Source organism: Herbaspirillum sp. NPDC101396 (genome assembly GCF_044767365.1).
Lineage (GTDB): Bacteria > Pseudomonadota > Gammaproteobacteria > Burkholderiales > Burkholderiaceae_D > Herbaspirillum.
The window spans coordinates 82,745-109,628 of record NZ_JBIWNT010000005.1; the positions used below are offsets into that span (position 1 = coordinate 82,745).

The window sequence follows — 26,884 nt, forward strand, 5'->3', positions numbered from 1 at the left end:
CTGCTGCGACCAGCCTTGTCCCCCAGGCTGTTCGTGCTGTTGCACCGCAGATTGCGGGGCAGGATCCGGCGGCGCGACATCCCTGACGCTACACGAGGTTACATCTGGCAAGTTTTTTGCTTTCGTAATTCGTTTATACTTCGGATATGAGTGTAACCGAAGCCAAAATCTTGCCAAAATCTTTTTCCACAGAACGCGCCCGCCGCGCGCTTGAGCTCGCCCGTCAAACCCTGCAAATCGAAGCCGACGCCATCCTGGCGCTGAAATCCCGCATGTCGGACGCCGAGGCCGAACCGCTGGCCCGCGCCGTCGGGGTTTTGCTGGAATGCAAGGGCCGCGTGGTGGTCTCCGGCATCGGCAAATCCGGCCATATCGGCCGCAAGATCGCCGCCACCTTCGCCTCGACCGGTACGCCGGCGCTGTTCATGCACCCGGCCGAAGCCGCGCACGGCGATCTTGGCATGGTGACTCCTAACGATGTCTTCATTGCCATCTCGAATTCCGGCGAGACCGCCGAGCTCATGGCGATCGTGCCGATCATCAAGCGCATGGGCGCCTACCTGATCGCCATGACCGGCAACGACGAATCGAGCCTGGCGCTCCTGTCGGCGATCCACCTGAACGTCGGCGTGGCCAAGGAAGCCTGTACCCTCAACCTGGCCCCGACCGCCAGTACCACCGCCACGCTGGCCATGGGCGACGCCCTCGCGGTGTCGCTGCTGGACGCGCGCGGCTTCCTGGAAGAAGACTTTGCCCGCTCGCACCCGGGCGGCGCGCTGGGCCGCCGCCTGCTGACCCATGTGCGCGACGTCATGCGCACCGGCGACGCTATTCCCGCAGTCAAGCCGGACGTGACGCTGTCGGCGGCGCTGATGGAAATCACCCGCAAGGGCATGGCGATGACCGCCGTCGTCGACGATGACAACCATCCCATCGGCGTATTTACCGACGGCGACCTGCGCCGCCTGCTGGAGCGCGGTGAAGATTTCACCAAATCGTCGATCGCCGACGTCATGCATCGCGGCCCGCGCACCATCAATCCCGACCAACTCGCGGTCGACGCCGTCCAGCTGATGGAAGAATTCCGCATCAACCAGGTGCTGGTGGCCGACGCCCAGGGCAAGCTGGTGGGTGCGCTGCACATCCACGACCTGACCCGCGCCAAGGTGATCTGATGACAGATCGATTCAGCAAGGCCAGTGCGGCGGCCGTCGCCAATGCCCGGCAAGTCCGGCTGATGATTTTCGACGTCGACGGCGTGCTGACCGACGGCGGCTTGTATTACGGCCCCGAAGGCGAACCGGTCAAACGCTTCAACGCACTCGACGGCCACGGCATCAAGATGCTGCAGCAGTTCGGCGGCATCGCCACGGCCATCATCACCGCGCGCCAGTCGCCGATCGTCCTGCGCCGCGCCAAGGACCTGGGCATTGCCCACGTGTTCCAGGGCGTGCACGACAAGCGCATCGCCTTCGCGCAGTTGCTGGAACAAACCGGCATCGCGGCCTCCGCCTGCGGCTACCTCGGCGATGACGTGATCGATTTGCCGGTGCTGACCAAGGTCGGTTTCACCGCCTGTGTGGCCAACGGCCATCATGACGTCAAGCAGCGCGCCGACTACATCACCGATTGCACCGGCGGCAACGGCGCGGCGCGCGAGGTCTGCGACTTCATCCTGACCGCGCAAGGCTATTACGAGGCGGCGCTGGCCGCTTACCTGGCATGAGCAATCGCAGCGGCGAACGCGCAGCGCAGCGCATCCGGTTGATTGTCGTGCTTGTGGTGCTGACGGCGCTGGCGCTCGGCAGCTTCTGGGTGCTGCAGGTCATGCGGCGCAACGCCGACGACACGCTTGCCGCACGTCCGCGCAGCAAGCCCGATTATTACGTCGAAGATTTCAGCTACGTGAAGATGTCCGAAACCGGCCAGCCGCGCTACGACATCACCGGCAAGAAGATGGTGCACTTCCCGACCGACGATTCGTTCGAAGTGACCTTGCCCGTCATCACCAGCCTGACCAAGGAAAAGCCGCCGATGACCCTGCGCTCGCAGCGTGCCAGGATTGAAGACGACAACAGCAAGATCCACATGTATGACAACGTCAATGCCGACCGCTCCGCGTTCGGTACTGCCGAAGACATGCATCTGAAAACCGAATACCTGCTGCTGCTGCCCGACGAAGACATCGCGCGCACCGACAAGCCGGTTGAAATCACGATGGGGCAATCCATCATGACCGGCACCGGCATGATCGCCAACAACGCGACACAGGAATTCCAATTGCTCCACAATGTGCGCGGCACGTACCAGCCGCGCTCACGTCCGCCGCGTTAGCCGTCAGTCTTCAGCTCCCATCGCCAATTGGCATAATCAAAACGAGATACTTGCGCAGGATCCTATGAAAACGACATCCCTACTGCCGCTGCTCACCGTGCTCCTGATGAGCGTTGCCGGCCTCGCCCGCGCCGAACGCGCCGACACTGAAAAGCCGACCCGCATCGAAGCCGAGCAAATGGTGTACGACGACGTCAAGCAGGTGAAGACCTTCACCGGCAACGTCGTGCTCACGCGCGGCACGCTGCTGATCAAGGCCGGCAAGGTGGTGCTGACCACCGATCCGTCCGGCTATGAACTGGCTATCCTCTATGCGGCGCCCGGCCAGTTGGCCAGCTTCCGCCAGAAACGCGACGGCGGCCCCAACCTGTGGATCGAAGGCCAGGCCGAACGCATCGAATACAGCGAGAAGACTGAAATCTCGAAACTGTTTACGCGCGCCCACATGCAGCGCATGGACGGCCCGCGCGTGACCGATGAAGTCAACGGCGAGTTCATCTCCTACGACAGCCGTGCCGAGTTCTATTCGGTCAACAACACCAACACCGGCGAAAGCAAACCCGGCGGCGGTCGCATCACCGCGATCATCCAGCCGCGCGTCGATTCTTCGAAGGGCCAATAAGATGGCGATCAGTTCTCTCGTAGTACGCGGATTGCAAAAGAGCTATGGCGCGCGCCAGGTCGTGCGCGACGTCTCGCTCGAAGTCGCCAGCGGCGAAGTGGTCGGCCTGCTCGGCCCCAACGGCGCCGGCAAGACCACCTCGTTTTACATGATCGTCGGCCTGGTGCCGTCCGACGGCGGCGAGATCGATCTCGACGGTTCGGCGATTTCTCGGCTGCCTATCCACGAGCGCGCGCAGCTCGGCCTGTCTTATCTGCCGCAGGAAGCCTCGGTGTTCCGCAAGCTCAACGTGGAGGACAACATCCGCGCCGTGCTGGAACTGCGCAAGGAAAACGGCAAGTCGCTCAGCCGTGATGAAATCGAAGGCCGCCTCAACAGCCTGTTGCACGAATTGCAGATCGAGAAGCTGCGCGAAAGCCCGGCACTGTCGTTGTCCGGCGGCGAACGCCGGCGTGTCGAAATCGCCCGTGCGCTGGCGACCGATCCGCGCTTCGTGCTGCTCGACGAACCATTCGCCGGTATCGATCCGATCGCCGTGATCGAGATCCAGCGCATCGTGCGCTTCCTCAAGGAACGCGGCATCGGCGTGCTCATCACCGACCACAACGTGCGCGAGACGCTGGGCATTTGCGATCGCGCCTACATCATCAACCAGGGCACCGTGCTGGCCAGCGGCAGCCCTGACGACATCATCGCCGATGAGTCCGTCCGCCGCGTGTATCTGGGCGAACACTTCCGCATGTAATCCGCAGGCAATACGCTGCCAACTGAAAACTGAATGAAACAATCCCTCCAGCTTCGCACCTCTCAGCATCTGGCATTGACGCCGCAGTTGCAGCAGTCGATCCGTTTGCTGCAGCTGTCGACGCTGGAACTGCACCAGGAACTGGAACAGATCCTGTCGGACAATCCGCTGCTGGAACGCCTCGACGATGCGCTCGACAATTCCGTGCGGCTGCTTGCCGACGGCGCCCTCAGCAGCCCGTCTTCGGCGCAGGCGGAGCCGGTCGAAAACAGCGCCGCCAGCGCTGCACCCGCGGAAGGCGAAGCCGGCGATCCGCAGGACAGTGCAAGCGGCGACGAGCATGCGAGCGGCGATGCCGACTGGAGCTTCGACGACGTCGCCCGCACCGGCAAGACACCCGACGACGAAGACTCGCGTCCGCAACTCGAAGCCCACGACGTCACGCTGCGCGAACACCTGCAGGAGCAGACCCGCCTGACCGTGCGCAGCTTGCGCGACCGTGCGCTGATCGAACTGATCGTCGACGCGATTGACGACCACGGCTATCTCGAAGAATCGCTGGAAGAAATCCATGCGCGCCTGCCCGAAGAACTGGAAATCGAACTTGACGAACTGACCATTGCACTGAAGCTGCTGCAGAGCTTCGAGCCGGCCGGCGTCGGCGCGCGCAGCGCCTCCGAATGCCTGGCGCTGCAGGTCCGGCGCTTGCCGAAAGTTGCCTTTGTCACACGCCGGCTGGCGCTGACCATCGTTGAAGATTACCTGGCGCTGTTCGCCCAGCGTGATTTCAATAAAATCAAGAAAGCGCTCGGTTGCGACGATGAAGACCTGCGCGAGGCGCAAGCCGTGATTCGCCAGTGCCATCCGCATCCCGGCGCCATGTTTGCATCGGGCCGATCCGACTACGTGGTGCCCGACGTGATTGTCAAAGCGTCCAAGGACGGCTGGCAGGTTTTGCTCAACCACGACGTGATGCCGCGGCTGCGCGTCAACGCCATGTACGCCAACGCACTCAAGCAAGCCAAGGGCGACGGCTCGCTCGGTTCGCAGCTGCAGGAAGCCAAGTGGCTGATCAAAAATATGCGTCAGCGCTTCGACACAATTTTGCGTGTCGCCCAGGCAATTGTTGAGAGGCAACGCAACTTTTTTTCACATGGCGCCGTTGCCATGAGACCCCTTGTGTTGCGCGAAATAGCTGATACACTGGGTCTACACGAGAGCACTATTTCTCGTGTAACGACTCAGAAGTACATGCTGACCCCGCATGGCATGTTTGAGTTGAAATACTTCTTCGGCAGCCACGTCGCAACAGAAACCGGAGGTGAAGCTTCCTCCACTGCGATACGGGCTCTCATCAAACAACTGATAGGAGCAGAAGACCCTAAGAACCCACTCTCTGATAGCAAGATTGCAGATATGTTGGCGGAACAGGGCATGGTGGTGGCGCGACGGACCGTCGCGAAATACCGCGAAGTGCTCAAAATTCCGCCGGTGAATCTCCGCAAATCTCTGTAAGTTTTTCTGTAGCAAAGCATCGTTGCTGTGTTCTGTTGAGTTCGGGTGTTTTGTTCTGGTGCTGCCTGCAAGCAACCGGACAATGCGTAAGAACCTCCAGCAATCTCACGATAGGAGTGCTGTATGAATCTGACCATTAGTGGCCATCATCTCGATTTGACCCCCGCCATCCGCGAGTACGTGCAAAACAAGCTGACGCGCATCAAGCGCCACTTTGACCATGTGATCGACATCAGTGTCATTCTCAGCGTAGACAAGCTGACCGAAAAAGAAAAACGCCAGAAGGCAGAAATAAACGTTCATATCAAGGGGAAAGACCTGCATGCCGAGAGCATTGCACACGACCTGTACGCCGCCATTGACATGCTGATCGACAAACTGGATCGCCAGGTGATCAAGCACAAGGACCGCGTGCAAAACCATCACTCGATGGCAAAACGCCTGCCGGAAGAACCGTTGCCCGCAGCTGCCTCGTGATAGCCAACTAGCCGGCGGACTGGACCGGCACCAAAAAAAGGGCGCGCAAGCGCCCTTTCTTGTTTCTGCAACGACAACTTCATCGCGTATTTTCAATATCTTTCAAAATCTTTTACACTTTTTCCCCACCTGCCTCGCAAGGCATCTCTTGCAATCCTGCAAATCATTTACATGTTGGTCACAGCAGCCCACCCGCGCCGTGTTGCCTGAAAGACATTTCCCTGTGCAACGGCACTCTCCCAACGCGCACGCCCGCTTTTTCATATAATGGCGGCATTGCGAACTTTTTGAAGGTGTAGTCATGAGCGAAGTCCAATCCTGGATCAAGGAAACCGTTACCCAAAACCCTGTCGTGCTGTTCATGAAGGGCACCGCGCAATTCCCGCAGTGTGGCTTCTCGGGCAAGGCGATCCAACTGCTCAAGGCCAGCGGCGCGGAAAACATCGTCACTGTCAACGTGCTGGAAAGCGCAGACGTGCGCCAGGGCATCAAGGAATACTCGAACTGGCCGACCATCCCTCAGTTGTACGTCAAGGGCGAATTCATCGGCGGCTCCGACATCCTGAGCGAAATGTACGAATCGGGCGAACTGCAAACCCTGTTCAAGGGCTGATCCCCTGTCCATCGCGACAAATTCCGCACCGCCGCGCCGCCGCCTGATCGTCGCCATCACCGGCGCGACCGGCGTGGCGTACGGCGTGCGCCTGCTGGGCGTGCTGCGCGACGCCGGTGTGGAAACCCATCTGCTGGTATCCGAAGCCGGCGTGCTGAACCTGCATCAGGAACTCGACATGAGCCGCAAGGACGTCGAGGCGCTGGCCGACGTGGTCCATCCGGTGCGCGATGTCGGCGCTTCGATCGCCAGCGGTTCGTTCACGTCCTCGGGCATGATCGTTGCGCCCTGTTCGATGAAGACGCTCGCCGCCATCGCCAACGGCCTGTCCGACAATCTCATCTCGCGCGCCGCCGACGTGGTCCTGAAAGAACGCCGCCGCCTGGTGCTGATGGTGCGCGAAACGCCGTTCAATCTCGCCCACCTGCGCAACATGACCAGCGTCACCGAAATGGGCGGCATCATCTTCCCGCCCCTGCCCGGTTTCTATCATCGCCCACAATCCATCGAGGAAATGATCGACCACACGCTGGGCCGCGTGCTTGACCTCTACGACATTGCGCATGCGCTGACGCCGCGCTGGGCCGGTCTAAAAAACCAGCCGACATAAAAAAACGCTGCCTTGAGAGCAGCGTTTTTTCTTTGCGAAAGAGCGTATCAACCTCGACCGATGAACGGCATCTTGGTCGCCATCACCGTCATGAATTGCACGTTGGCATCCAGCGGCAGGCTGTCCATGTAAAGGATGGCCTTCGCCACATGGCCGGCGTCCATGGTCGGTTCAACCTGGGTCGATCCATCGGCCTGCAAGGTGCCCTTTTTCATCAGCTCGGTCATGTCGGTCGAGGCGTTGCCGATGTCGATCTGGCCGCAGGCGATGTCGTAGCGGCGACCGTCCAGCGAGGTCGACTTGGTCAGACCGGTGATCGCATGCTTGGTCGCGGTGTACGACACCGAGAACGGCCGCGGCGCGTGCGCCGAAATCGAACCGTTGTTGATGATGCGGCCGCCGCGCGGCGATTGTTCCTTCATAAGACGGAACGCTTCCTGGGTGCACAGGAAGACGCCGGTCAGGTTGATGTCGACCGCCGACTTCCATTGCTCGTAGCTCAGTTCTTCCAGCGACATCGGCGGCGCGAAAATACCCGCGTTGTTGAACAACAGATCGAGGCGACCGAATTTCTCTTTGGTCTTGGCGAACAGGTTCTTCACCGAAACCGGATCGCTGACGTCGGCCGGCACCACCAGCGCATTGGCGCCGAATTCGCCGGCCGCCTTGACGGTTTCTTCCAGCGGTTCCTGGCGACGGCCGGCCAGCACGACGGCATAGCCGTCGCGCAGCAAAGCCAGCGAAATCTGTTTGCCGATGCCGGAACCGGCGCCGGTGACCAATGCGATTTTCTTCGGTGCTGCCATCTTCTGTGCTCCTCTGTTTTCCTGGAAATGGGACGTTTGCCGTGCTCGCTCGTGTGCGCTGCACGTTCTCGCCGAGCGTTTTACTATAGCAGCTGTCGCCGCGCGGGGAGATGAAGTATTTTCAGCTGAGCCGGAACCGGATCTTCTCCGATCGGCTATGCTTGCGCACATCGTTTTTGAACCAGGGGAGCACCATGTCCGACGTCACCATTTATCACAACCCGAAATGCAGCACCTCGCGCAACGTGCTGGAAATGATCCGCGCCGCCGGCATCGAGCCCGATGTCATCGAATACCTGAAGACGCCGCCGGATCGCGCCACGCTCAAAAAGATCGTTGCGGCCACCGGCGAACCGGTGCGCAATATCATGCGCCGGCGCGGCACGTCCTACGACGAGAAGGATCTGGACAACGCCAGATGGAGCGACGAACAGCTGATCGACCTGATGCTGGAAGACCCGGTCCTGATCAACCGCCCCATCGTCGTCACTGCGCGCGGTGCTCGCCTGTGCCGGCCGGTAGAGAAACTGCAGGAAATACTGCCGCCGGCCTGACCGCGGCATCTTCCGCCGGGAGATCGGCGACACGCCCGCTCGGCTGGCCCAGCAGCGTGGTGCGGTACATGATGCGGCGCTGGCTGTGGTCGTAATCGGCCAGCGCGATATGCATGGCGCTGCGGTTGTCCCACATCATGGTGTCGCCGAGTTGCCAGCGGTGGCGGTAGACGTTTTCCGGAACGACGCTGTGGTCGTACAGGTATTGCAGCAGCGGCCGGCTCTCCTCTTCCGTCATGCCTTCGATCGCCACCGACGTCATCTCGCTCACATACAAGGCCTTGCGTCCGCTACCGTCGTGCACGCGCGCAATCGGCTGGTAGACCGGCGGATTGCGGCGGCGGATGTCGGCCAGCTCGTCGCTGGTGCGCACCAGCCGCGTCTCGCGCGCCGCCGTCATGTCATGCAGCGCGTTGCGGCCGTCGAGGATGGATTGCAGCGTCGGCGACAAACTGTCCCAGGCCTTATACATATTGCAGAACATGGTATCGCCGCCGACCTCGGGCAACTCCACGCAATGCAGCAGCGAGCCTTTGGCCGGACGCGTGGTGGTCGACAGATCGGAATGCCATTGACGGCCTACGGCGAGGCGTTTGCCGCCTGCCTCATAATTCGTGACCAGCAAAATTTCCGGATGCTCAGGATGGCGGAATTTGGGAATCGCCGCATGATCGTCGAGCGCACCGAAATGGCGGCTGAAGGCGATATGCTCCTCGAACGTCAGCGGCTGGTTGCGGAACAGCAGGATGATGTGGCGATGCCAGGCGTCGATCAAGGCCTGTACCGTCTCCGCGTCCAGCGGACTGCGCATGTCGACGCCGATCACTTCGGCACCCAGCGCCGACGACAAGGGTTTCAAGGAAAAGCTACTCATGCTGCCTCCCGTAGATGGGGGCTACATCAGTTCGTCTCCGTCATTTTTGTTTTTATCGCTGCATTTCAAACGGTGGGTATGCGCGAACTGTCAGCCCAGAACAAAGCCTTGCGTTGCAGAAAACTCATCAACACGTGCAGGCACACGCCGATCGCCGACAACACGAACAGCGTGGCGAACACGCCCGCCGTGTCGAGGTTGACGTTCATCTGCATGATGGCATTGCCGAGTCCTTTGCGCGAGCCGAGGAACTCGCCGACGATGGCGCCGAGGATGCTGAAGATGATCGCGATGTTGAGTCCCGCGAAGATCATCGGCAGCGCGCCCGGCAGGCGCACCATCGTGAAAATCTGCCAGCGCGTCGCGCGCAACGAGCGCATCAGTTCCAGCCGCGCCGGATCGGTCGAGCGCAAGCCGCTGATGACGTTGACCAGGATGGGGAAGAAGGCGATCGTCGCCGCGATGATGACCTTGGACGTCATGCCGAAACCGAACCACATGATGAACAGCGGCGCCACCGCCACCTTGGGCGTGGTTTGGATCGCGATCAGGTAGGGATACAGCGTCTTTTCCGCCAGCGGGAATTGCGCAATCAGGCCGCCCAGCACGATGCCGAACAAGGCCGCCAGCAGGAAGCCGAGCATGGCCTCCCCCAGCGTGTACAGCGCGTTGTCGAGATAGGCGGTGTTGACCAGCGCCAGCGCGATATTGGAGGGCGCCGGCATAATGTAGATCGGAATCTCGAAGAAGCGGATGATCGCTTCCCACACCACCACCACGGCGACGAATACGGCCGGAATCAGCAGCAGTTCGGGCCGCGCCTTAAGCGTGCGGCGCAGGCTGAAAGAGGCAGGCGCCGACGTGATACCGGAGTTGGCTGCGGCGCTGGTAGGGATGCTTTCCATCAGATGAACCCCTGAGTGTTGAACTGGCTGCGGATGCGCTTGCTGTACACGCCGAAGGCATCGGTCGACATGATGTCGAGACCGCGCTCGGCGGGCAGGTCAACCGTCACCAGGTCGGCGATGCGACCCGGACGATTCGACAGCACCATCACGTGAGTGCCGAGGAAAATCGCTTCCGGAATCGAGTGCGTCACGAAGATCACCGTCTTGCCGGCCTTGCGCCAGATGCGCAGCAGCTCCAGATTCATCACCTCGCGCGTCATGGCGTCGAGCGCGCCGAACGGCTCGTCCATCATCAGGATCGAAGGATCGTGGATCAGCGAGCGGGCGATGGCGACGCGTTGCTGCATGCCGCCCGACAATTCACTCGGATAGCGGTTGGCGAAATCGGCCAGGCCGACCATGTCCAGCAATTCCTGCGCGCGCACGCGGCTGGACGCCATGTCGAGGCCGAGTACCCGCGCCGGCAGCAGGACGTTGTCGATGGCGGTTTTCCACGGCAGCAATACCGGGCTCTGGAACACCATGCCGATGTCGCGATGCGGTTCGTGCACTTCTTCGCCGTTGACCTTGATCGAGCCGGCCGACCGCGGGATCAGGCCCGACAGCAATTTGAGCAGGGTCGACTTGCCGCAGCCCGAGGGGCCGACGATGGTCATGAAACCGCCTTGCGGCACCGTCACCGAAATCGGACCGAGCGCCTGCACCTTGCCGCCGTCGTGGGTGGCATAGGTCTTCTCCAAGGCCTCGACAACAATGGCCGCAGGACTGTTCACAGCGTTTGCTTCCTGGCTGAATGACGTGTCTCGCACGATCGACATAACTGACATCCGGTTGACTCCTGAATGGCATGCATCATAGAGCAAATAAGAACCGTCTTGGCAAATCTGCAACTAGGAAATCAACTGCGACTTCACGAATTCAAGGCCGCCGCCGGCATTGACAATGTCCTGCAGGAAAGGCGCCAATGGCTCCACCTGCATCTGCTTGCCGCTGGTCGCATTGAAGATCGCGCCGCGGCTGAAGTCGATGTCGAGCTGATCGCCGTCGTCGATGGCGTCGAGCACGTCGCTGCCCGCCATCAGCACGGGCACGCCCATGAAAATCGCCAGCCGGAACGGCCCGCGCGACAACGACCGCACCAGCAGGCCGACGCCCAGCGCCTTCATCGCGAGGAACGGATGGCTGTGGTTGCTGCCGTGGGCGAAGTTGCGCCCGGCCACGATGACGTCGCCCGGTTGCGCCTGTTGGGCGAACTCGGGCCGCACTTCGGTCAGAAGATGATGGCGCAGCATGCGCGGATCGAACTCGAATACGTGACGCGCCGAGATCAGCTGGTCGCTGGAGATGTCGCTGGAAAATTTCCAGGCGCGGCCGCTGCTGGTTTTGCCGGCGACGCTCATGCCGCACCTCCTTCAGCATAAGCGCGTGGATCGGTGATGTGGCCCGTAATGGCGGAGGCCGCCACGGTCATGGCGCTGGCCAGGAAAATTTCCGCCTCGTTGCTGCCCATGCGACCCGGGTCGTTGCGCGTGCTGGTGCTGATGCGGCGTTCACCTGCGGTCAGTCGTGCGATGCCGCCGAAACAGGGGCCGCAGGTCGATGGTGAAATGGTGGCGCCGGCAGCGGTGAGTTCAGTCAGCAGGCCTTCCTGCAAAGCCTGCTGGAACACTTGCTGCGTGGCGGGAATCACCAGCAGGTTCACATCGGCATGCACCTTGCGACCGCGCAGGATGGCGGCGGCGGAACGGATGTCTTCAATCGAGCCGGACACGCACGAGCCAATATAGGCATGTTGGATGACGATGTCGGACATCGCTTGCGCTTCACGTACATGGTTGGGCGACGGCGGGATCGACACGCGCGGCGTCAGCGTAGCCAGGTCGATATCGATGGTCATGGCGTACTCGGCGTCGGCGTCGCTGTTGATTGACGCCGGCGCTTGCAGCTGAGCCGAATCGGCCACGCCATGCGCACGCAGGTAGTCGATGCAGCGCTGATCGACGGCGGCGATGCCGGACTTGGCGCCGGCGTCGACGCACAGGCCGCAGATCGTCATGCGCTCCGGCACCGACAGCGTGGACAGGCCTTCGCCCTGGTATTCGATGACGCGATAGCTGGTGGCTTCGTCGTCGAGTTGCTGCATGGTCGCCAGCACAATGTCGCGCGCCGCCACGCCGGGGCGGCAGGCGCCGTGCAAGCGCACGCGGATGGTCTCGGGCACCTTCATCCAGATCTGGCCGGTGGCCAGCACCATCGATACTTCAAAGCCGAACGGCACCGACAAGGCGCCGACCGCGCCCAATCCCGGCGCATGGCTGTCGGCACCGGCGGCGAACATGCCCGGCGCGACCAGGCCCTGCTCCACCATGAGGGGATGCGTGATGCCGACACCGTCGAAGAAATGGCCGACCGACCACTCCTGCGCCAGCTGCCGTGTGAGCTCGTTGCGCTCGGCGCCGGCGGCGCTGTGCACCGGTACTTCGTGGTCGATGATGACGGCGACGCGTTCGGGATGCGCCAGTTTTGTGACGCCGATTTCGCGGATGCGTTTGATATAGGCGGAGAACGACACCTCCGGCGCCGTCACCAGGTCCGGACTGGCCCAGATGATGTCGCCGTGCTGCACGCTGTCCTTGCCGCTGGTGCGCGCAAGAATTTTCTGCGTCATGGTTGCGCCCATAGCGGTCAGCTCCCTTCGTTCACTTGCGTCGCCAGCTCTGCATCGAAGGCGGCGGCGCGTTCCACGCCGACCAGCCGGCCGACGTCGGCGAACTGCGCCATGCCGTCGACCAGCTGCACGGTGTCGCCGCTGGCGAACATGCTGCGCAACATGTCCTGCTGCGCCTTGAACGTGGTCTGGATCAGCGATAGAGGATACAGCGACATGGCGAAGCCGGCGGCGGCAAGTTGCTGGCGCGTGTAATTGGGGCGGACGGTTTCGGCGGCGACGTAGATCACCGGAATCTTCACGCTGGATGCCACCGCTCCCAGCTCGGCCGGTGTACTCAGCGAGGGCGCCATGACGGCGTCGGCGCCGGCGCGTTCCATTGCCTTTGCACGCACGATGACTTCTTCCAGGCCGTAGATGGTCATGGCGTCGGTGCGGCCGATGATGACGAATTCGCTGCTTTTCCGCCCAGCCCGTGCGGCTTTCAGGCGCAGCGACATTTCTTCGATCGGCACCAGTTTCTTGCCGGCCATGGCGCCGCATTTCTTGGGCATGATCTGGTCTTCGAGGTGGAGCCCGGCGATGCCGGCCTTTTCGAAGGCGCGTACGGTTTCGACGATGTTAGCCGCGCCGCCGTAGCCGGTGTCGGCGTCGACCAGCACAGGAACGGAAACCGCTTCGGCGATGCGCGTCGCCTGCTGCACCATGTCGGTCATGGTGAGCAGGCCGATGTCGGGCTTGCCGTAGCTGGAAGCGAGCGAAAATCCGGTCATGTAGGCGGCTTCAAAGCCGGCCTGTTCGATCAGCAAGGCGCCGAGCGCGTCGTAGCAGCCGGGCACCGGCACGGCGCCGCTACGCGCCAGCATTTCGCGGATCAAGGTCCCTGGATGTTGCATCTGGTCTCCGTTGGTAGCGTGTCAGTCAGGTATTGCGTCAGGTCTGTACTTTACCTGCAACACGCCCGGCTCGCACATGTTGCCGAGCTACGCCCGCCACTCATTTTTTCACTTCTGGTTGACTTCAATTAAATATACTTAGTAGTATGGTGATGTCAAGGACGATTCGTCAATTCCTTAGCCGCATTGCGGCACCCTTCCGACGCGGCGCACATCAACACCAGCGCCGACCGCCTTCATCGCCCTGATGTCGCCGCAGCATCGAGTTCATGTCCGCAAGTGCCCACCCTGTCCACCTTCGACGAGGCCGCATGACGATCGACTATCGCAAGCTGATGCACTGGAAGATTCCCATCGCGCGCCAGCACGTGCGGCCGCAGGATTGCATCCTGTACGCGCTTGGCGTCGGTCTCGGCGCCGATCCGCTCGACCGCGACCAGCTTCATTACGTGTACGAAGAAGGCCTGCGCGTGCTGCCCACCATGGCGACGGTGCTGGCGTATCCCGGCTTCTGGATGAAGATGCCGGACACCGGCATCGACTGGACGCGCGTGGTGCACGCCGAACAGCAGGTGATCGTGCACAAGCCGCTGCCGGTCTGCGCCCGTCTGATCGGCGACACCCGCATCGTCGATATCGTCGACAAGGGTCCGGACAAGGGCGCGCTGATTTACCAGGAGCGTGTCGTCACCGAAGAAGACAGCGGCGAGCCGGTCTGCACCCTGCGCATGACCACCATGTGCCGCGGCGACGGCGGCGTACAAAATATGCCGCCGGCTTCCGTCCATATGCATCCCGCGCCGACGCCGTTGCCGGAGCGTCCCGCAGACTTCTGCATCGACCTGCCCATCCTGTCGCAGGCCGCGCTGATCTACCGGCTGTCGGGCGACGGCAATCCACTACACGCCGATCCCGAAGTCGCCCTGCGCGCCGGCTTCCCGCGACCGATCCTGCACGGCCTGTGCACCTTCGGCGTGGCCGGCCATGCCTTGCTCAAGGCGCTGTGCTGGTCTTCCGAAGCCGGTCGCCGCATGGACATCCGCTCAATCGGCGCACGCTTTTCCGCGCCGCTTTATCCTGGAGAAATTCTGCGCACGGAAATCTGGCATGACGGTAATCAGGTAGCGTTCCGCAGCAGCGTGCCGCAACGCGGCGTGGTGGTGCTCAATAACGGCGCCGCCGTCATCGCTCCGCACGCTGAAACCAAACCCCGCAAGGAAGTCCTCCATGGCACTTGACGACCAAACCCGCAAACAATTCGTCGCGGCGGTGGAGCGCTTCGTCGCCGAACGCCTGCTGCCCAACGAAGTGCTGGTGGAAGAACAACGGCGCGTGCCCGACGACATCCTCGGCGAGATGGCGGCGCTGGGCCTGTTCGGCCTGAGTATTCCGGAACGCTGGGGCGGACTCGGACTCGGCATGGAAGATGAAGTCGCGGTGCTGATCGCGCTATGCCGCGCCAACCTGTCGTTTCGCTCCGCCATCGGCATCAACAACGGCGTCGGCTCGCACGGTCTGCTGACCTATGGCAGCGATGCACAGCGCGAACGCTATCTGGCGCGCATGGCGGCGGGAGAAATGATCGCAGCGTTCTGCCTGACCGAGCCGGACTGCGGCTCCGATGCGGCGGCACTGCGCACCAGCGCACGCCTGGACGGCCCCGAATGGGTGCTCAACGGCGTCAAGCGCTACATCACCAATGCCCCTTCGGCCGACGTCTTCACCGTGATCGCGCGCACCGATGCCGACAGCCGCGACCATCGCGGCCTGTCCGCCTTCATTGTGGAACGCGGCGCACCCGGCCTGAGCATCGGCAACACCGACCGCAAGATGGGATTGCACGGCTCGCACACGGCCGACGTGATCTTCAACGACTGCCGCATTCCCGCCGACGCCATCATTGGCGAGCCGGGACTCGGCTTTGCGCTGGCGATGTCTTCGCTCAACCGCGGCCGTCTCGGCATCGCCGCCGCGGCCATCGGCGCCGGCCGTCGACTGATCGACGAGGCGCTGGACTACGCCACCGAACGCCGTGCCTTCGGCGAACCGATCGCGCAGCATCAGCTGGTGCAGGCGATGCTGGCCGATTCGGAAACCGAACTGCTGGCCGCGCAATGCATGGTCGAGTACACGGCGCGCCGTTTCGATCAGGACCTGCCGGTGATCAAGGAGGCCTCCTGCTGCAAGTTGTTTGCCACCGAAACAGTGGGCAAGATAGCCGACCGCGTGCTGCAGATTTTCGGCGGCGCCGGCTTCATGGGCGACTATCCGATCGAACGCATCTACCGCGACGTGCGCGTGATGCGCATTTACGAAGGCACCTCGCAGATCCAGCAGCTGCTGATTGCGAAGCAGATGCTCAAGGAGCATGCACTGAAGGGTTAAGGTCTTCCCCCGCCGCAGATCACGATCTGCCCGCTGATGTAGTTCGATTCCGGAATGCAGAACAGATACACCGCCCCCGCCGCTTCCGCCGGCGTGCCGGCGCGGCCCATCGGGATCAGGGTTTCCAGGTTCTGCATCAGTTGCTGGTTGACGCCGACCTTGATCTCGTTCCCCGAGATGTTGATGGTGGCGTCGTCACCTGCGGTCGCTTCGGTCAGGCGCGTCCTGATCAGGCCGAAGGCGACGCTGTTGACGTTGACCTTGTAGCGTCCCCACTCCTTGGCCAGCGCCTTGGTCAGTCCGTTGATGGCCGATTTGGCGGCGGAGTAATTGGCCTGCCCGGCGTTGCCCATCACGCCTGATACCGACGAGATGTTGACCACCTTGCGGAATACTTCGGCGCCCTGCGCGGCTTCCACCTTGGCGGCGCGGCGGAAATATTCCGACGCCGCGCGCAGGATGCGGAACGGCGCCGTCACGTGCACTGCCATGATGGCGTCCCATTGTTCATCGGTCATTTTCTGGATCACGTTGTCCCAGGTGTAGCCGGCGTTGTTGACGATGATGTCGAGCCGGCCGAAGCTGTTCAGCGCGGTGTCGATGAAACGCGCGGCGAATTCGGACGCCGTGACGTCGCCGCAGCAGACCGCGGCGCGACCGCCGGCGGCAGTGATTTCCTGCACGACGCTCTCAGCCATTTTTTCATCGAGGTCATTGATGACCAGCGCCGCGCCGTCGGCGGCCAGCTTGAGTGCGATCTCGCGTCCGATGCCGCGGCCGGAACCGCTGACGATGGCGACTTTACCTTCCAGCTTCTTGTTCATTTTGTCTCCAGGATAGCTTTGCGGGCCCGGTCTGTGCCGCGCTCCATGGGTTGATGACGGACAAGCTTCAGCAAGTGTTCATTTGGTTTTTTCGTAGACGGTGACGACGCAGGCTCCGCCCAGCCCAAGGTTGTGCTGCAGGCCCCAGCGCGCGCCGTCGACCTGGCGCCGCTCGGCCTGGCCGCGCAATTGCCAGGTCAGTTCCGCGCATTGTGCGAGGCCGGTGGCGCCGAGCGGATGGCCTTTTGACAGCAGGCCGCCGGACGGGTTGGTGACGATCCTGCCGCCGTAGGTGTTGTCGCCGTCGAGGATGAATTTCTCGGCGGTGCCGGGCGGCGTCAGTTGCAGCGCTTCGTAGCTGATCAGTTCGTTGGCGGTGAAGCAGTCGTGCAGTTCGACCACCTGGATGTCTTCCGGCCCGGCCCCGGCTTCGGCGTATGCGCGCTCCGCTGCGATGGCCGCCATGCCGTAGCCGACCAGCTTGCGCATGTCGCCGCTGTCAAAGGAATCGGACCGGTCGGTGGTCATCACCTGCGCCGCGATGGCGACGCTGGTGTCGAGATTGAACCAGCGCGCAAAGCGTTTGGAACACAGCACCGCCGCCGCCGCACCGCAGGTCGGCGGACAGCATTGCAAACGCGTCAGCAGGCCGAACACGGTCGGCGACGCCATCACTTCTTCCAGCGTTACGGGCGTGCGAAATACGGCATAAGGATTGTTGGCCGCGTGGCGGCGCGCCTTCACTGAAATTTGTCCGAAGGTCTCCGGCGCGATGCCGTATTGATCGAGATAGTCCTGACCTGCGCCGCCGAAAAATTGCGGCGCGCGCGGCAGCTCCGGGTCATAGCCGCGATTGCTTGCCATGGTGTCGAGGAAGCGCTGCAGCGGCGCCGGCCGGTCGGTGTAAATGGTACGCAGCGGACCCGGCATCATCTGCTCCACGCCGATCACCAGCGCGCAATCGATGGCGCCGCTGGCGATCGCCTGACGCGCGAGGAACAACGCGGTAGAACCGGTCGCACAGTTGTTGTTGACGTTGATGACGGGCAGGCCGGTGAGTCCGACTTCATAGAGCATCGCCTGTCCGACGGTGGAGTCGCCGTAGACATAGCCTGCGTAGGCTTGTTCGATCGCTTCGTAACGGATGCCGGCATCGGCGAGCGCGGCGCGCGCAGCGGCGGCACCCATTTCCACATACGACGCACTGGTACTTGGCTTCGCAAACGGCACCATGCCGACACCGGTGACATAGACTTTCTCGCTCATGGCCGCCTCCTGGCCCGATCCGGGCATTTTGAGCTGCGTCAAAACAGAATTTTTGTTCGCGTGTACAGTAGGCGAACGTGTGTTCGAAAATAATGCGGAAAGCTATTTGACTCTATTCATACTACTTAGTATATTAAGATGAAGTCAATATAAGAAAGCCGCTCTACAACAGACTGCCCGCCGGCCTTCGGCGCAATGGAGAGACGATGGCGATTATTTGGGATCCTTCCCTCGACCCTGACGCAAGCAAGTGGCGCGACATCGCGCGCCGCCTCGCCCACGATCAGCTGGCGCCGCGTGCCGCCGGCATCGACCGCGATCAGCGCTATCCCCACGAAAATGTCGAAGCCCTTCATGAGAGCGGCATCGCCTCGATGTTCATCCCCAAAGATTACGGCGGCGGCGGCGCTTCACTCACCGCGTTCTGCGCTGTAATCGAAGAACTGGCGCAAGCATGCGCGTCCACCAGCGGCATTGTCGCAACCCTCCAGCTCGGTGCCATGCCGCTGCTGCGCGCCGGCACCAATGGACAAAAAGACACCTATATCCGCGCCATGGTGGCCGAACGCAAATCGATTTCGTTCGCGCTCAGCGAGCGTGAGGCTGGCTCCGATCCCTCCAACATGCAAACTCTCGCCACACCCGAGAACGGCGGCTGGCGACTGCGCGGCGAGAAGCGCTGGATCGGCGGCGGCGGGGAGTGCGCGTACTACGTAGTATTTGCGCAAACGGAACCGGGCGCAGGCCGGCGTGGCATCGCTGCCTTCATGGTGGCGGCCGATGCCGAGGGCGTGCGCGACGATGCACGCGAAGACAAGATGGGCATGCGCGGCACCGTCAACAGCACCGTCGTGCTCGACACCTGGGTTGCCGCCGGCTGCATGATCGCTGCGCCGGGCAAAGCACTCAGGCTGGCGCTCGAAGCACTCAACGTCGGACGCGTTGTTGTAGCAGCACAATCGAACGGTATTGCGCGCGCCGCATATGACGCGGCAGCGCGCCGGGCGGCGCTTCGCACCACCTTCGGCCAGCGTCTGCTTGATCATCAGGGCATAGGTTTCAAACTTGCAGATGTCGCAACTCGGTTATCCGCAGGTAGAATGCTTGCATACGAAACCGCCCGCAGTTTTGATACTGGTCAGGATGTCGCGCTTATCGGCGCTCAAGCGAAGTTATTCTGTAGCGAGGCTGCTCACGATGCAGTCGATATCGGTGTACAGGTATTTGGCGGCGAAGGTTTCGTGAAACCTTCGCTCGTGGAGCGTCTTTATCGTGATCAACGCGCTACCGAGATTTATGAAGGTACTTCGGAGATCCAGAGACTGGTGCTCGCACGGGCGATTCATGCCGAGTTCAATAATGAGGAGCAAGCATAATGAAGGTCGACACAGTACGTCCCACATCGACAAACAATGAATTCGCCGGAGACGATTCAGACCCGCGCAGCGAGATTCTCGACGCTGCCGCGCTGGCATTCATGACAAAAGGTTATGCCGCCACCAGCATCGACGATGTCGCCGATATCCTCAGCGCCACCAAGGGCAAGATCTACCATCACTACCGCAAGAAAGCCGACCTGTTCTTCGACGTGCACAAGCGCGGCATGGAAATGGACCTGGCCGCCGTGCAGGAAGCCGCGTCGAAATCCCACGCGCGGGCGATCGACAAGCTGCGCGCAATGACGCTGGCGCACATCACCGTGATCATGGACCACCTGCCCTACCAGCGCGTCGCCGTGCAAGGTCTGGAGATGCATCTGGCCGGCGAAACCACCGCCGCCCAGCGCGAAGTGCTGTCGGAAATCCTGGTGCTGCGCGATCAGTACGAGAACCTGTTCCGCGACACCATCCGCCAGGTCATGGCCGAAGGCCACGCGCCTGATCAGGATCTGCAGATCGTCGTGAAGGCCTTCTTCGGCGCATTGAACTGGACCACCATCTGGTTCCGTCCGCGCGTCGACCAGACCGAAGACGAAAAGCTGGCGGTCGCCAACTCCATCTCCACTTTCGCGATTCGCGGCCTCGGCGCGGAGCAATAACCATGCGCTCCGGTGCGCCGATCGCCGTCGCGCCCGCGCATCTCGATCCCGCCGAAAGCTGGGATCGCGCCACGCTGGAAGCATTCCAGCTGGCGCAGTTGCGCGTACAACTGGCGCGGCTTGCCAGGGACAGCGCATACTATGCGCCGCTGTTCCGGCAACTGGACTGGAACGTCGGCGAGCTGTGCTCGCTGGCCGACCTGAGCAAACTTCCGTTTACCACCAAGCCTGATTACATCAACACGATGAGCGCGCAGGCGCCGTTCGGCAAATTCATGACCGTGCCTCAGGACGAGGTGCGGCGCATGCATTTTTCTTCCGGCACGACGTCGGCGCCGTCACCGCAGTTCTGGAGCGAGCACGACCTCGACCGCTGGGCCGGCCTGTATGCGCGTCATGCGCGCGCCCAAGGCATCGGCCCCGGCGACATCGTGCAATGCATGTTCAGCTACACCTGGTTCGTCGGCGGCCTCGGCGCCACGGCCGGTTACCAACGCGCCGGCGCCATGGTGATCCCGGCTGGCAGCCAGGATACCGAACGCCAGATCAATACCTTATTCACCTACGGCAGCACGGTGCTGTGCGGCACACCATCGTTCATCACCCATCTCGCCGAAGAAGTGCGCAAGCGCGGCCGCGACCCGTTTGCCTCGACCGTGCGCAGCATCATGATGGGCGGCGAACCCGGCGCCAGCATTCCGGCCACGCGCCGCCGCATCGAAGCATTGTGGGGCGCACGCGCCTACGACGCCTACGGTTGCCTTGAATTCCAGCCCATCGCCGGCGACTGCACCGCGCAAGCCGGGCCGCACCTGGCCGAAGACTTCGCCTACGCCGAAGTCGTCGATGCCGAAACCGGCGCCGCCGTTGCCGACGGCACCCCCGGCGTGCTGGTGCTGACCCATCTCGACAAGCAGGCTGGCCCGCTGGTGCGCTGGTGGACCGGCGATATCGTGGTGCGCGACTCCACGCCCTGCAGCTGCGGCCGCACCCATGCGCGCCTGGTCGGCGGCGTACGCGGCCGCGCCGACGACATGCTGGTGGTGCGCGGCGTCAACGTTTTCCCCTCGGCGGTGGAAGAACTGGTGCGCGCCACGCCCGGCCTCGGCGACGAATACCAGCTCGTTATCAATGCCTCGGTACATGATGCCGCCGGCTTCATGAAGTCCATCCATGTACGCGTGGAACAGATCGATGCGTCGGCCAACGCAACAGAACTGGCGGCGCGACTGACACAGGAAATCAAGCAGCGCCTGCAAGTCGGCGCGCTTGTCGAAGTGCTGCCTCAGGGCACGCTCGCACGCAGTACGCACAAGGCAAAACGCGTCGTCAGGGAATAACAAAAAAACAAAGAGATCAACTGACGCGGTAACAAAACAGCAGCAAAAAACACCATCGGCGTGGGCCATCCTGACGCCAGGGAGGAGCGGACATGCAAAGCATCGTCACCGTGGAACGCAGCGACGCGGTCGCCTGCGTCACCATGAACCAGCCCGAGCGCCGCAACGCGCTGGCGCCGGAAATGCGCGAGGCTCTCACCGAAACCCTGGAGCGCCTGGCCGGCGACGTCGATTGCCGCGCCATCATCCTGGCCGGCAGCGATCGCAGCTTCTGCGCCGGCGGCGATCTGTCCAGCCTGCCCGCGGGCGACACATTGGCCAGCCGCAAACGCATGACGCTGGCGCACCGCCTGCTGCGCACCATCACCGACATGCCCAAACCGCTGATCGCCGCCGTCGACGGCACCGCCTTCGGCGCCGGCATGGGCCTGGCGCTGGCCTGCGACTACGTGCTGTGCAGCGAACGCGCGCGTTTCTGCACGGCGTACTCCAACGTCGGACTGATGGCCGACATGGGCCTGCTGTGGTCGCTGCCGCAACGCGTCAGCGCCGGCCAGGTACGCCGCCTGCTCTACACCAGCGCCGTGGTCGACGGCGAAGAAGCCCTGCGCCTCGGCCTCGCCGATCAGTTGGTGCGCAGCGACGAATTGCAGCAGACCGCACTCGACCTGGCCACGCAGTTCGCCGCCGCCCCGCCGCTCGCAGTCGGTCTCACCAAGGCGGCACTGGCGCGTCTGCCGGGCTCGCTCGACACAGTAATGGGGCTGGAACTGGACGGCCAGTTGCAATTGTTTTCGAGTGCAGATTTCACGGAAGGGCGTCATGCCTTCCTGGAAAAAAGACGGCCGCATTTCCAGGGCCGCTGATGAGGTTGAATACGTACCTGCGGGTATCCGCAGAGATGGATAGCATGCTGGACTTCACCGAGAGGAAACGTCATGAAACGAACAGTTGCCGCCCTTACCTGCACCGGCGCCATTGCCGGCGCCCTGATGAGCATTCCCGCAGCGGTCAATGCGCAGGCCCGTGAAAAAGTCACCATCGCCATCGGCACCGACGTGCTCGACGCCTCGCAGGTCAACAATACCTCGCTGCCGATTTACACCAAGTGCTGGGAAAACGCCGGCCTCGACGTCACGCTGCAGCCGACCAATTCCACCACCGCCATGCAGGCGGTACTGACCGGCCAGGCCGACATGGTCAACATGGGTCCGGCGGCCGCCATCATCGCGCGCACCAAGGGTGCGCCGTTGAAGGCGGTGTACCTGAACATGCGCCACAACTTCCAGTTCCCGGTGGTGCTCGACTCCTCGCCGGTCAAGACCATCACCGACTTCAAGGGCAAAACCATCGGCGTGCTGTCGTACGGCTCGCAAATGGTACAGATCTTCAAAGGCATGCTGACCGAAGCCGGCATCAACCCGGACAAGGACGTGACGTTTGTGGAAACCGGCTCCGGCGCGCAAGCCGTGACGGCGCTGTCGAAAGGCCGGGTCGACATCTGGGGCACCTGGGATTCACAGATCGCCACGGCGGAAAACATGGGCCTGAAGCTGCGCCGCTTCTCCTCGCCGTTCGCCGAGAAGCTCAACTTCGGCGGCTCCTACTTCGTGCGCGACGACATGATCGCCAAGCGTCCGCAAACCATCGAGAAAGTCCTGCGCTGCGTGGCCATGGGTTCCGTGACGGCGCTGGCCAATCCGCAGGGATCGCTGAAAGTGCACTGGAAGGTATTCCCGCTGACCAAGCCGTCCAGTCTCGACGACGCCACGGCCATCAAGCAGGGCCTGCACATCATCCAGACACGTGGCGAATTCCTGAAACTGGAACCGGGCGTCAAGTGGGGTGAAATCCCGATCAGCGCGGTGGCCAACATGGTCGCGTTCATGAAGGCCAACAACGTCATCCAGACCAGCCCGAAACTGGAAGACCTTTACACCAACCAGTTCATCCCGGCGATCAACAACTTCGACACCGCCAAAGTGGTAGCGGCGGCCAAGGCGCTGCCGCAATAAGCCTCGACAGAGACGCGTGTCAGGCCGGAACCCTGTTCCGGTCGGGCGCGGTCAGCCGCTCCAGCGTCCCCAGCCACTGCATCGCCGTCTCGCGGCCATCGCCGCACATCTCCGCCGACGCCTGCAACCCCGAGCAACACGCAGGCCGTTCCGGCTTGCCGAAAATCGCACAACGCAAATCCTCCATCAATTGCACGCAAGGCACGCCCGCCGGCTTGCCGTCGGGCATGCCGGGAATCGGGCTGGAGATGGAAGGCGCGGTACAGCATGCGCCGCAGTTGGGGCGGCAGTTCATCGCAATGGGACGGAGCGGGAAATAAGAGAAGGTCGGCATTGTACCGCCGATTGCAAATGCCTCTCCCGCCCCGCGTTCGCTCCGCTTAAAAACGATAACGCATCGCCAGATTCACTTGCGTCCTGGCGACCGGGTCGATCAGCAACCCCGCCGTGCTGCCCACCGCAACTTCGCTGCTGTACTGATGCGGCTGCAAGACCAGGCTGGCGGTCCAATCGACCTTGCCGACCGAGTACGTGCCGCGCAGGTCGTAGCGCGAGTACGGCCGCGAATAGCTCTTCACCAGCGGCGTCCCCGAGAAATACGGCACGCCCGAGATGAAGTAGGCATCTGCATTGAACAGCAGCTTGCCCGCCGCAAACGGCGTTGCATACGCTGCGCCGGCCTTGTAGGTATCGCGCGGCACCGACAAGTCGCTGGCGGTGCCCGGCGCCGCACTGTTGATGTGGGCGCGGATGATGCGGCCGAAGCTGCCGTAGATGCTGAAGTCGGACGTGAAGTCGAAGCTGCTCTCCACCTCCCAGCCATCGCGCGTGGTGTTGCCAACCGGACCGAAGACGTTCGGCGCGATCTGCGCGATTTCATTGTCGTTGACGGTGTGATAGCTGGCCGCGGACATATGCCACCTCGACGTCGCGCGCAAGTTGAAGCCGAAGTCATAGGACGTGACCTTGGACGGTTTCAGATCGGGAAATGACGATCCGCCATTCGCGCCCAACGGCCCCAGCGTGCCGCTCGGACTCAGCTCGCTCTGCGCCGGCGAACGGAAGCCGCTGCCGCGATTGGCAAACAGATCGATGCTGCTGACGGGCGTCCACACCACGCCGAATTTGGGCGTCGCCACGGACTGCTTGTAGCTCAGGGACGCCGCCGGCAACTTGCGGTTGCTGATGTCGTAGTCGAAGGAATCCAGTCGCAGGCCGGCCAGCAGTTTCAGACTCTCAAGCAGCTTGTACTGGCCCTGGGCGAACACGCCATACGTCACCAGATCGAGATCCTGGTCCAGGCTGTAGTTCGTTCCCGGCAAGCTGTTCGGCCAATTCTGGTTGAGCGCGGTGCCGACGTCGCGACGCACATCCGCACCGAACGCCAGCGCAGCCTTGTCGCCGAACAGCATGTCGTAGACGCCGCGCGCGCCCATGATGCGGCGATCGTCCGCAGCCACGTTCAGGGCCGTGGCGTTGGCGCCGGTGGCGCGGCGGCGCTCGTAGTCTTCCACATAGGCCGAGACGCGCAGGCCTTCAGCGCCGCTGGCCGGCGCGCGCGACAGCACCAGGCTGCCGCGCCGGGCGTCGCCCCACAGCGGCGGCGAGCTTGGATCGCGTTGTGTATCGCTGACCTTGCCGCTGCGCAGGTCATTGACGTTGAGGAAGCCGGCGGCGTTCCAGTCGGACTTTTGATAAGCGGCGCGCACTGCCCACAGGCTGTCGCCCTGGATCATCGACTCCTTGATGAACAGACTGCCGCGCTCACCGTCGCTGTTGGCGCGGAAGCCGCCGATCTTGTACAGATCAGCCACGACCAGCGACTGGATCGGTCCCGACTTGCCCGATATCACGGCGTTGAGACGTTTCGATCCCTGACTGCCGACGCTGATGGCTATGCTGTTTTCGGCGACGTTGCGCGTGGTGATGCTGACGGCGCCGGAGCGGTTCTGATCACCGTAAAGCGCCGAGAACGGTCCCTTGATGACGTCGATGCTGTCTATCATTTCCGGGGTGAGCCAGGACATGTCATTCATGCCGTGGTTGATCGCCGAGGACGGCAGGTTCTGCGGTACACCATCGATGTAGACGGCCGTGTCGGCGCCGTGTGACGAGCTGAAGAATCCGCGCATCTTGATCGAGTTGCCGATGTCGCCCTGGTCCAGCGTATGCGCCATGACGCCGGGCACGCGCCGCAACAGGTCGGAGATATCGCGGCCGACATTGGTGCGGTCGATCTCGGCGCGATCGATTACGGTGACGCTGGTCGGCAATCCACTGTTCTCGTTGCTGACGGCGGATTTGACGACATTTCTGCTGTCGCTCTTGCCGGCGCTCACGGAAATTTCCGGCAGGCTGGATTCGTTGGTTTGCTGGGCAGAGACGGCGATACTGAAGCTTGCTGCAAGCAAACCCAGTGAATAGCGTGACGTATATTTTTTCGATGGCAGCGTCTTGCCGCGCAGGCGACCTGCGGCCTGCCGGATTTTATTGTTCATGGTCCTTCCCCTGGCTTGTTTTTAGTGGTCGTGATCGTGTGCGGCGTAATCGGGCGTGAAGGTCTTCGGACCTTTCGCTTGCACCACGGTCAGGCCGAGGCGATGGCGGATGCGCTCGAAGTGTTTGCCCTCGAAATCGCCGCTGACGTCTTCGAAGTAGGTCGCCTCGATCACGTAGTTGCCGCGCCATGGCGTCGCGATGGTTGCCAGACCTGCGGCGTCGGTGCGCAGATCGGTAATCCAGCCGTTCGGCGCGATCAGCTTGGCCTTGAACTTCGCCAGCGGCGCGCCCCTGAAACTGAATCTCAATTGATTGGCGACGCCGGTAGGAACCGCATCCAGATTCAGCGCGGCCGGAAAGACGCGATCGATCTGTACGTGACGGACATAGAAATTGAGTTTGAGAATGCCGAGCTTGTAGGCGCTCAGGTCCTTGACCGGCACAGAGACGTCCTGTCCGATCAGGCTGTCGTCGCTGGAAAGCGCCGGCGTGCTGACGAAACCGTCGTGCGTCTTCCTTGCCGTGCGGGACGTCGTGACGACATCGTCTTTCTTGTGCTGCTGCACGCTGAGGGTCAAGTTGGCGAATTCGTCGAGCCGACCCGGGGAGGCTTCGCGCACGTTTTCGTCGACGCCGCCGAAGTAGATCAGATTGCCTTTGGATGTGTTTTCGGACCAGAGATAGTGCGCCTGCGCAGGCACCGAGGCGAACAGGGACAAGGCCGCGCAGATCAGTGCGGCTGAAGTGATTTTTTTCATATTGTCGTGAAGAAGGAAGCGGATGGAAGGTCGTGCGTAGCTCGCTCCGGCATCCGGCCGGCGAAAACAAACCGCACTCATTTTGCAACAGTGTTGCATTGTGCCCGCATCGCGATACATTTGCAACAGTGTTGCAA

Annotated in this window: 27 protein-coding genes and 2 pseudogenes; 17 read left to right on the forward strand and 12 right to left on the reverse strand. The window is 62.3% G+C overall.

The annotated features are described in order from the left end of the window. The first annotated feature begins 146 nt into the window (after positions 1-146). The 9 genes from ACIROY_RS17765 to ACIROY_RS17805 all read left to right on the forward strand — a co-directional run bounded on the left by ACIROY_RS17765 (position 147) and on the right by ACIROY_RS17805 (position 6,916). Positions 147-1,175, forward strand: coding sequence for an SIS domain-containing protein (locus ACIROY_RS17765; RefSeq protein WP_402275126.1), 1,029 nt, complete (start codon positions 147-149; stop codon positions 1,173-1,175). Continuing rightward, positions 1,175-1,726, forward strand: a complete 552-nt coding sequence (locus ACIROY_RS17770; RefSeq protein WP_402275129.1) for a KdsC family phosphatase — start codon at positions 1,175-1,177, stop codon at positions 1,724-1,726. The genes ACIROY_RS17765 and ACIROY_RS17770 overlap by 1 nt, the downstream gene beginning before the upstream one ends. Further along, positions 1,723-2,334, forward strand: coding sequence for an LPS export ABC transporter periplasmic protein LptC (gene lptC / locus ACIROY_RS17775; RefSeq protein ID WP_402275131.1), 612 nt, complete (start codon positions 1,723-1,725; stop codon positions 2,332-2,334). The genes ACIROY_RS17770 and lptC overlap by 4 nt, the downstream gene beginning before the upstream one ends. A gap of 64 nt (positions 2,335-2,398) precedes the next feature. Continuing rightward, complete coding sequence (gene lptA / locus ACIROY_RS17780; protein WP_402275133.1) at positions 2,399-2,956, forward strand: lipopolysaccharide transport periplasmic protein LptA; 558 nt, start codon at positions 2,399-2,401, stop codon at positions 2,954-2,956. A gap of 1 nt (position 2,957) precedes the next feature. Then, complete coding sequence (gene lptB / locus ACIROY_RS17785; protein WP_402275135.1) at positions 2,958-3,701, forward strand: LPS export ABC transporter ATP-binding protein; 744 nt, start codon at positions 2,958-2,960, stop codon at positions 3,699-3,701. A 33-nt stretch (positions 3,702-3,734) separates the two neighbouring features. Continuing rightward, on the forward strand, positions 3,735-5,216 hold the full coding sequence (locus ACIROY_RS17790) for an RNA polymerase factor sigma-54 (protein ID WP_402275137.1): 1,482 nt from the start codon (positions 3,735-3,737) through the stop codon (positions 5,214-5,216). Between the two features lie 123 nt (positions 5,217-5,339). Further along, positions 5,340-5,693: a ribosome hibernation-promoting factor, HPF/YfiA family gene (gene hpf / locus ACIROY_RS17795; protein WP_402275139.1), complete on the forward strand. Its 354-nt coding sequence runs from the start codon at positions 5,340-5,342 to the stop codon at positions 5,691-5,693. 301 nt (positions 5,694-5,994) lie between these two features. Further along, a complete protein-coding gene (grxD, locus tag ACIROY_RS17800; RefSeq protein WP_053195041.1) occupies positions 5,995-6,306 on the forward strand; it encodes a Grx4 family monothiol glutaredoxin in 312 nt (103 codons plus the stop codon). Between the two features lie 10 nt (positions 6,307-6,316). After that, positions 6,317-6,916: a UbiX family flavin prenyltransferase gene (locus tag ACIROY_RS17805; protein ID WP_402343610.1), complete on the forward strand. Its 600-nt coding sequence runs from the start codon at positions 6,317-6,319 to the stop codon at positions 6,914-6,916. A gap of 47 nt (positions 6,917-6,963) precedes the next feature. On the opposite strand, the gene ACIROY_RS17810 is transcribed toward ACIROY_RS17805, so the two are convergent. Continuing rightward, the gene (locus tag ACIROY_RS17810) at positions 6,964-7,722 is read right to left on the reverse strand and encodes an SDR family oxidoreductase (protein ID WP_402275141.1); all 759 of its coding nucleotides are present in this window, start codon (positions 7,720-7,722) and stop codon (positions 6,964-6,966) included. 194 nt (positions 7,723-7,916) lie between these two features. On the opposite strand from ACIROY_RS17810, the pseudogene arsC reads away from it, so the two are divergent. Next, positions 7,917-8,307, forward strand: a pseudogene (arsC, locus tag ACIROY_RS17815) (arsenate reductase (glutaredoxin)); the annotation flags it as partial. An 84-nt stretch (positions 8,308-8,391) separates the two neighbouring features. On the opposite strand, the pseudogene ACIROY_RS17820 reads toward arsC, so the two are convergent. The 6 genes and pseudogenes from ACIROY_RS17820 to ACIROY_RS17845 form a co-directional block, all read right to left on the reverse strand. Beyond that, positions 8,392-9,150 (reverse strand): annotated as a pseudogene (locus ACIROY_RS17820) (TauD/TfdA dioxygenase family protein); the annotation flags it as partial. Positions 9,151-9,215: 65 nt separating this feature from the next. Further along, positions 9,216-10,055, reverse strand: a complete 840-nt coding sequence (locus ACIROY_RS17825) for an ABC transporter permease (protein ID WP_402275143.1) — start codon at positions 10,053-10,055, stop codon at positions 9,216-9,218. Further along, a complete protein-coding gene (locus ACIROY_RS17830) occupies positions 10,055-10,876 on the reverse strand; it encodes an ABC transporter ATP-binding protein (RefSeq protein WP_402275145.1) in 822 nt (273 codons plus the stop codon). Before ACIROY_RS17830 ends, ACIROY_RS17825 begins: the two co-directional genes overlap by 1 nt. A gap of 72 nt (positions 10,877-10,948) precedes the next feature. Next, on the reverse strand, positions 10,949-11,458 hold the full coding sequence (locus tag ACIROY_RS17835; RefSeq protein WP_402275147.1) for a 3-isopropylmalate dehydratase: 510 nt from the start codon (positions 11,456-11,458) through the stop codon (positions 10,949-10,951). Continuing rightward, complete coding sequence (locus ACIROY_RS17840) at positions 11,455-12,726, reverse strand: aconitase/3-isopropylmalate dehydratase large subunit family protein (RefSeq protein WP_402275149.1); 1,272 nt, start codon at positions 12,724-12,726, stop codon at positions 11,455-11,457. Before ACIROY_RS17840 ends, ACIROY_RS17835 begins: the two co-directional genes overlap by 4 nt. Positions 12,727-12,743: 17 nt before the next feature. After that, on the reverse strand, positions 12,744-13,622 hold the full coding sequence (locus ACIROY_RS17845) for an oxaloacetate decarboxylase (protein ID WP_402275152.1): 879 nt from the start codon (positions 13,620-13,622) through the stop codon (positions 12,744-12,746). A 311-nt stretch (positions 13,623-13,933) separates the two neighbouring features. Here ACIROY_RS17845 and ACIROY_RS17850 point away from each other — a divergent pair, with 311 nt between their 5' ends. Together ACIROY_RS17850 and ACIROY_RS17855 are read left to right on the forward strand one after the other, a co-directional pair. After that, positions 13,934-14,860 carry a MaoC/PaaZ C-terminal domain-containing protein gene (locus ACIROY_RS17850; RefSeq protein WP_402342868.1) on the forward strand — a complete coding sequence of 309 codons (927 nt, stop codon included), beginning with the start codon at positions 13,934-13,936 and terminating at the stop codon, positions 14,858-14,860. Then, a complete protein-coding gene (locus ACIROY_RS17855) occupies positions 14,850-16,007 on the forward strand; it encodes an acyl-CoA dehydrogenase family protein (protein WP_402342871.1) in 1,158 nt (385 codons plus the stop codon). Before ACIROY_RS17850 ends, ACIROY_RS17855 begins: the two co-directional genes overlap by 11 nt. Here the strand turns inward: ACIROY_RS17855 and ACIROY_RS17860 are convergent. Next, complete coding sequence (locus ACIROY_RS17860) at positions 16,004-16,831, reverse strand: SDR family NAD(P)-dependent oxidoreductase (RefSeq protein WP_402342873.1); 828 nt, start codon at positions 16,829-16,831, stop codon at positions 16,004-16,006. The genes ACIROY_RS17855 and ACIROY_RS17860 overlap by 4 nt on opposite strands. 78 nt (positions 16,832-16,909) lie before the next feature. After that, entirely contained in the window at positions 16,910-18,097 is a 1,188-nt protein-coding gene (locus tag ACIROY_RS17865; RefSeq protein ID WP_402342876.1) for a lipid-transfer protein, read from the reverse strand. Between the two features lie 206 nt (positions 18,098-18,303). Between ACIROY_RS17865 and ACIROY_RS17870 the strand changes: the two genes are divergently transcribed. The 5 genes from ACIROY_RS17870 (at position 18,304) to ACIROY_RS17890 (ending at position 23,490) form a co-directional block, all read left to right on the forward strand. Next, positions 18,304-19,473, forward strand: a complete 1,170-nt coding sequence (locus tag ACIROY_RS17870; protein ID WP_402275162.1) for an acyl-CoA dehydrogenase family protein — start codon at positions 18,304-18,306, stop codon at positions 19,471-19,473. Continuing rightward, positions 19,473-20,135 (forward strand): TetR/AcrR family transcriptional regulator, encoded by a 663-nt coding sequence (locus ACIROY_RS17875; protein ID WP_402275164.1) that lies wholly within the window; start codon positions 19,473-19,475, stop codon positions 20,133-20,135. The genes ACIROY_RS17870 and ACIROY_RS17875 overlap by 1 nt, the downstream gene beginning before the upstream one ends. 2 nt (positions 20,136-20,137) lie before the next feature. Beyond that, complete coding sequence (locus ACIROY_RS17880) at positions 20,138-21,475, forward strand: phenylacetate--CoA ligase family protein (RefSeq protein ID WP_402342879.1); 1,338 nt, start codon at positions 20,138-20,140, stop codon at positions 21,473-21,475. A gap of 92 nt (positions 21,476-21,567) precedes the next feature. Then, a complete protein-coding gene (locus ACIROY_RS17885; protein ID WP_402275170.1) occupies positions 21,568-22,341 on the forward strand; it encodes an enoyl-CoA hydratase/isomerase family protein in 774 nt (257 codons plus the stop codon). A 72-nt stretch (positions 22,342-22,413) separates the two neighbouring features. Then, the gene (locus ACIROY_RS17890) at positions 22,414-23,490 is read left to right on the forward strand and encodes an ABC transporter substrate-binding protein (protein WP_402275173.1); all 1,077 of its coding nucleotides are present in this window, start codon (positions 22,414-22,416) and stop codon (positions 23,488-23,490) included. 19 nt (positions 23,491-23,509) lie between these two features. On the opposite strand, the gene ACIROY_RS17895 is transcribed toward ACIROY_RS17890, so the two are convergent. The 3 genes from ACIROY_RS17895 to ACIROY_RS17905 all read right to left on the reverse strand — a co-directional run bounded on the left by ACIROY_RS17895 (position 23,510) and on the right by ACIROY_RS17905 (position 26,747). Continuing rightward, complete coding sequence (locus ACIROY_RS17895) at positions 23,510-23,785, reverse strand: YkgJ family cysteine cluster protein (RefSeq protein WP_402275943.1); 276 nt, start codon at positions 23,783-23,785, stop codon at positions 23,510-23,512. Positions 23,786-23,870: 85 nt separating this feature from the next. After that, positions 23,871-25,988, reverse strand: a complete 2,118-nt coding sequence (locus ACIROY_RS17900; protein ID WP_402342882.1) for a TonB-dependent receptor — start codon at positions 25,986-25,988, stop codon at positions 23,871-23,873. Positions 25,989-26,009: 21 nt separating this feature from the next. Next, positions 26,010-26,747, reverse strand: coding sequence for a hypothetical protein (locus ACIROY_RS17905; protein ID WP_402275178.1), 738 nt, complete (start codon positions 26,745-26,747; stop codon positions 26,010-26,012). Positions 26,748-26,884 lie beyond the last annotated feature (137 nt).

Coding starts and splice junctions, on each gene's coding strand:
- ACIROY_RS17790 (WP_402275137.1), top strand. CDS start 3,735: ATGAAACAATCCCTCCAGCTTCGCACCTCTCAGCATCTGGCATTGACG.
- lptB (WP_402275135.1), top strand. CDS start 2,958: ATGGCGATCAGTTCTCTCGTAGTACGCGGATTGCAAAAGAGCTATGGC.
- ACIROY_RS17850 (WP_402342868.1), top strand. CDS start 13,934: ATGACGATCGACTATCGCAAGCTGATGCACTGGAAGATTCCCATCGCG.
- lptC (WP_402275131.1), top strand. CDS start 1,723: ATGAGCAATCGCAGCGGCGAACGCGCAGCGCAGCGCATCCGGTTGATT.
- ACIROY_RS17865 (WP_402342876.1), bottom strand. CDS start 18,097: ATGAGCGAGAAAGTCTATGTCACCGGTGTCGGCATGGTGCCGTTTGCG.
- ACIROY_RS17825 (WP_402275143.1), bottom strand. CDS start 10,055: ATGGAAAGCATCCCTACCAGCGCCGCAGCCAACTCCGGTATCACGTCG.
- ACIROY_RS17840 (WP_402275149.1), bottom strand. CDS start 12,726: ATGACGCAGAAAATTCTTGCGCGCACCAGCGGCAAGGACAGCGTGCAG.
- grxD (WP_053195041.1), top strand. CDS start 5,995: ATGAGCGAAGTCCAATCCTGGATCAAGGAAACCGTTACCCAAAACCCT.
- hpf (WP_402275139.1), top strand. CDS start 5,340: ATGAATCTGACCATTAGTGGCCATCATCTCGATTTGACCCCCGCCATC.
- ACIROY_RS17810 (WP_402275141.1), bottom strand. CDS start 7,722: ATGGCAGCACCGAAGAAAATCGCATTGGTCACCGGCGCCGGTTCCGGC.
- ACIROY_RS17890 (WP_402275173.1), top strand. CDS start 22,414: ATGAAACGAACAGTTGCCGCCCTTACCTGCACCGGCGCCATTGCCGGC.
- ACIROY_RS17895 (WP_402275943.1), bottom strand. CDS start 23,785: ATGAACTGCCGCCCCAACTGCGGCGCATGCTGTACCGCGCCTTCCATC.
- lptA (WP_402275133.1), top strand. CDS start 2,399: ATGAAAACGACATCCCTACTGCCGCTGCTCACCGTGCTCCTGATGAGC.
- ACIROY_RS17870 (WP_402275162.1), top strand. CDS start 18,304: ATGGCGATTATTTGGGATCCTTCCCTCGACCCTGACGCAAGCAAGTGG.
- ACIROY_RS17845 (WP_402275152.1), bottom strand. CDS start 13,622: ATGCAACATCCAGGGACCTTGATCCGCGAAATGCTGGCGCGTAGCGGC.
- ACIROY_RS17905 (WP_402275178.1), bottom strand. CDS start 26,747: ATGAAAAAAATCACTTCAGCCGCACTGATCTGCGCGGCCTTGTCCCTG.
- ACIROY_RS17885 (WP_402275170.1), top strand. CDS start 21,568: ATGCAAAGCATCGTCACCGTGGAACGCAGCGACGCGGTCGCCTGCGTC.
- ACIROY_RS17835 (WP_402275147.1), bottom strand. CDS start 11,458: ATGAGCGTCGCCGGCAAAACCAGCAGCGGCCGCGCCTGGAAATTTTCC.
- ACIROY_RS17830 (WP_402275145.1), bottom strand. CDS start 10,876: ATGTCGATCGTGCGAGACACGTCATTCAGCCAGGAAGCAAACGCTGTG.
- ACIROY_RS17860 (WP_402342873.1), bottom strand. CDS start 16,831: ATGAACAAGAAGCTGGAAGGTAAAGTCGCCATCGTCAGCGGTTCCGGC.
- ACIROY_RS17880 (WP_402342879.1), top strand. CDS start 20,138: ATGCGCTCCGGTGCGCCGATCGCCGTCGCGCCCGCGCATCTCGATCCC.
- ACIROY_RS17855 (WP_402342871.1), top strand. CDS start 14,850: ATGGCACTTGACGACCAAACCCGCAAACAATTCGTCGCGGCGGTGGAG.
- ACIROY_RS17770 (WP_402275129.1), top strand. CDS start 1,175: ATGACAGATCGATTCAGCAAGGCCAGTGCGGCGGCCGTCGCCAATGCC.
- ACIROY_RS17765 (WP_402275126.1), top strand. CDS start 147: ATGAGTGTAACCGAAGCCAAAATCTTGCCAAAATCTTTTTCCACAGAA.
- ACIROY_RS17900 (WP_402342882.1), bottom strand. CDS start 25,988: ATGAACAATAAAATCCGGCAGGCCGCAGGTCGCCTGCGCGGCAAGACG.
- ACIROY_RS17875 (WP_402275164.1), top strand. CDS start 19,473: ATGAAGGTCGACACAGTACGTCCCACATCGACAAACAATGAATTCGCC.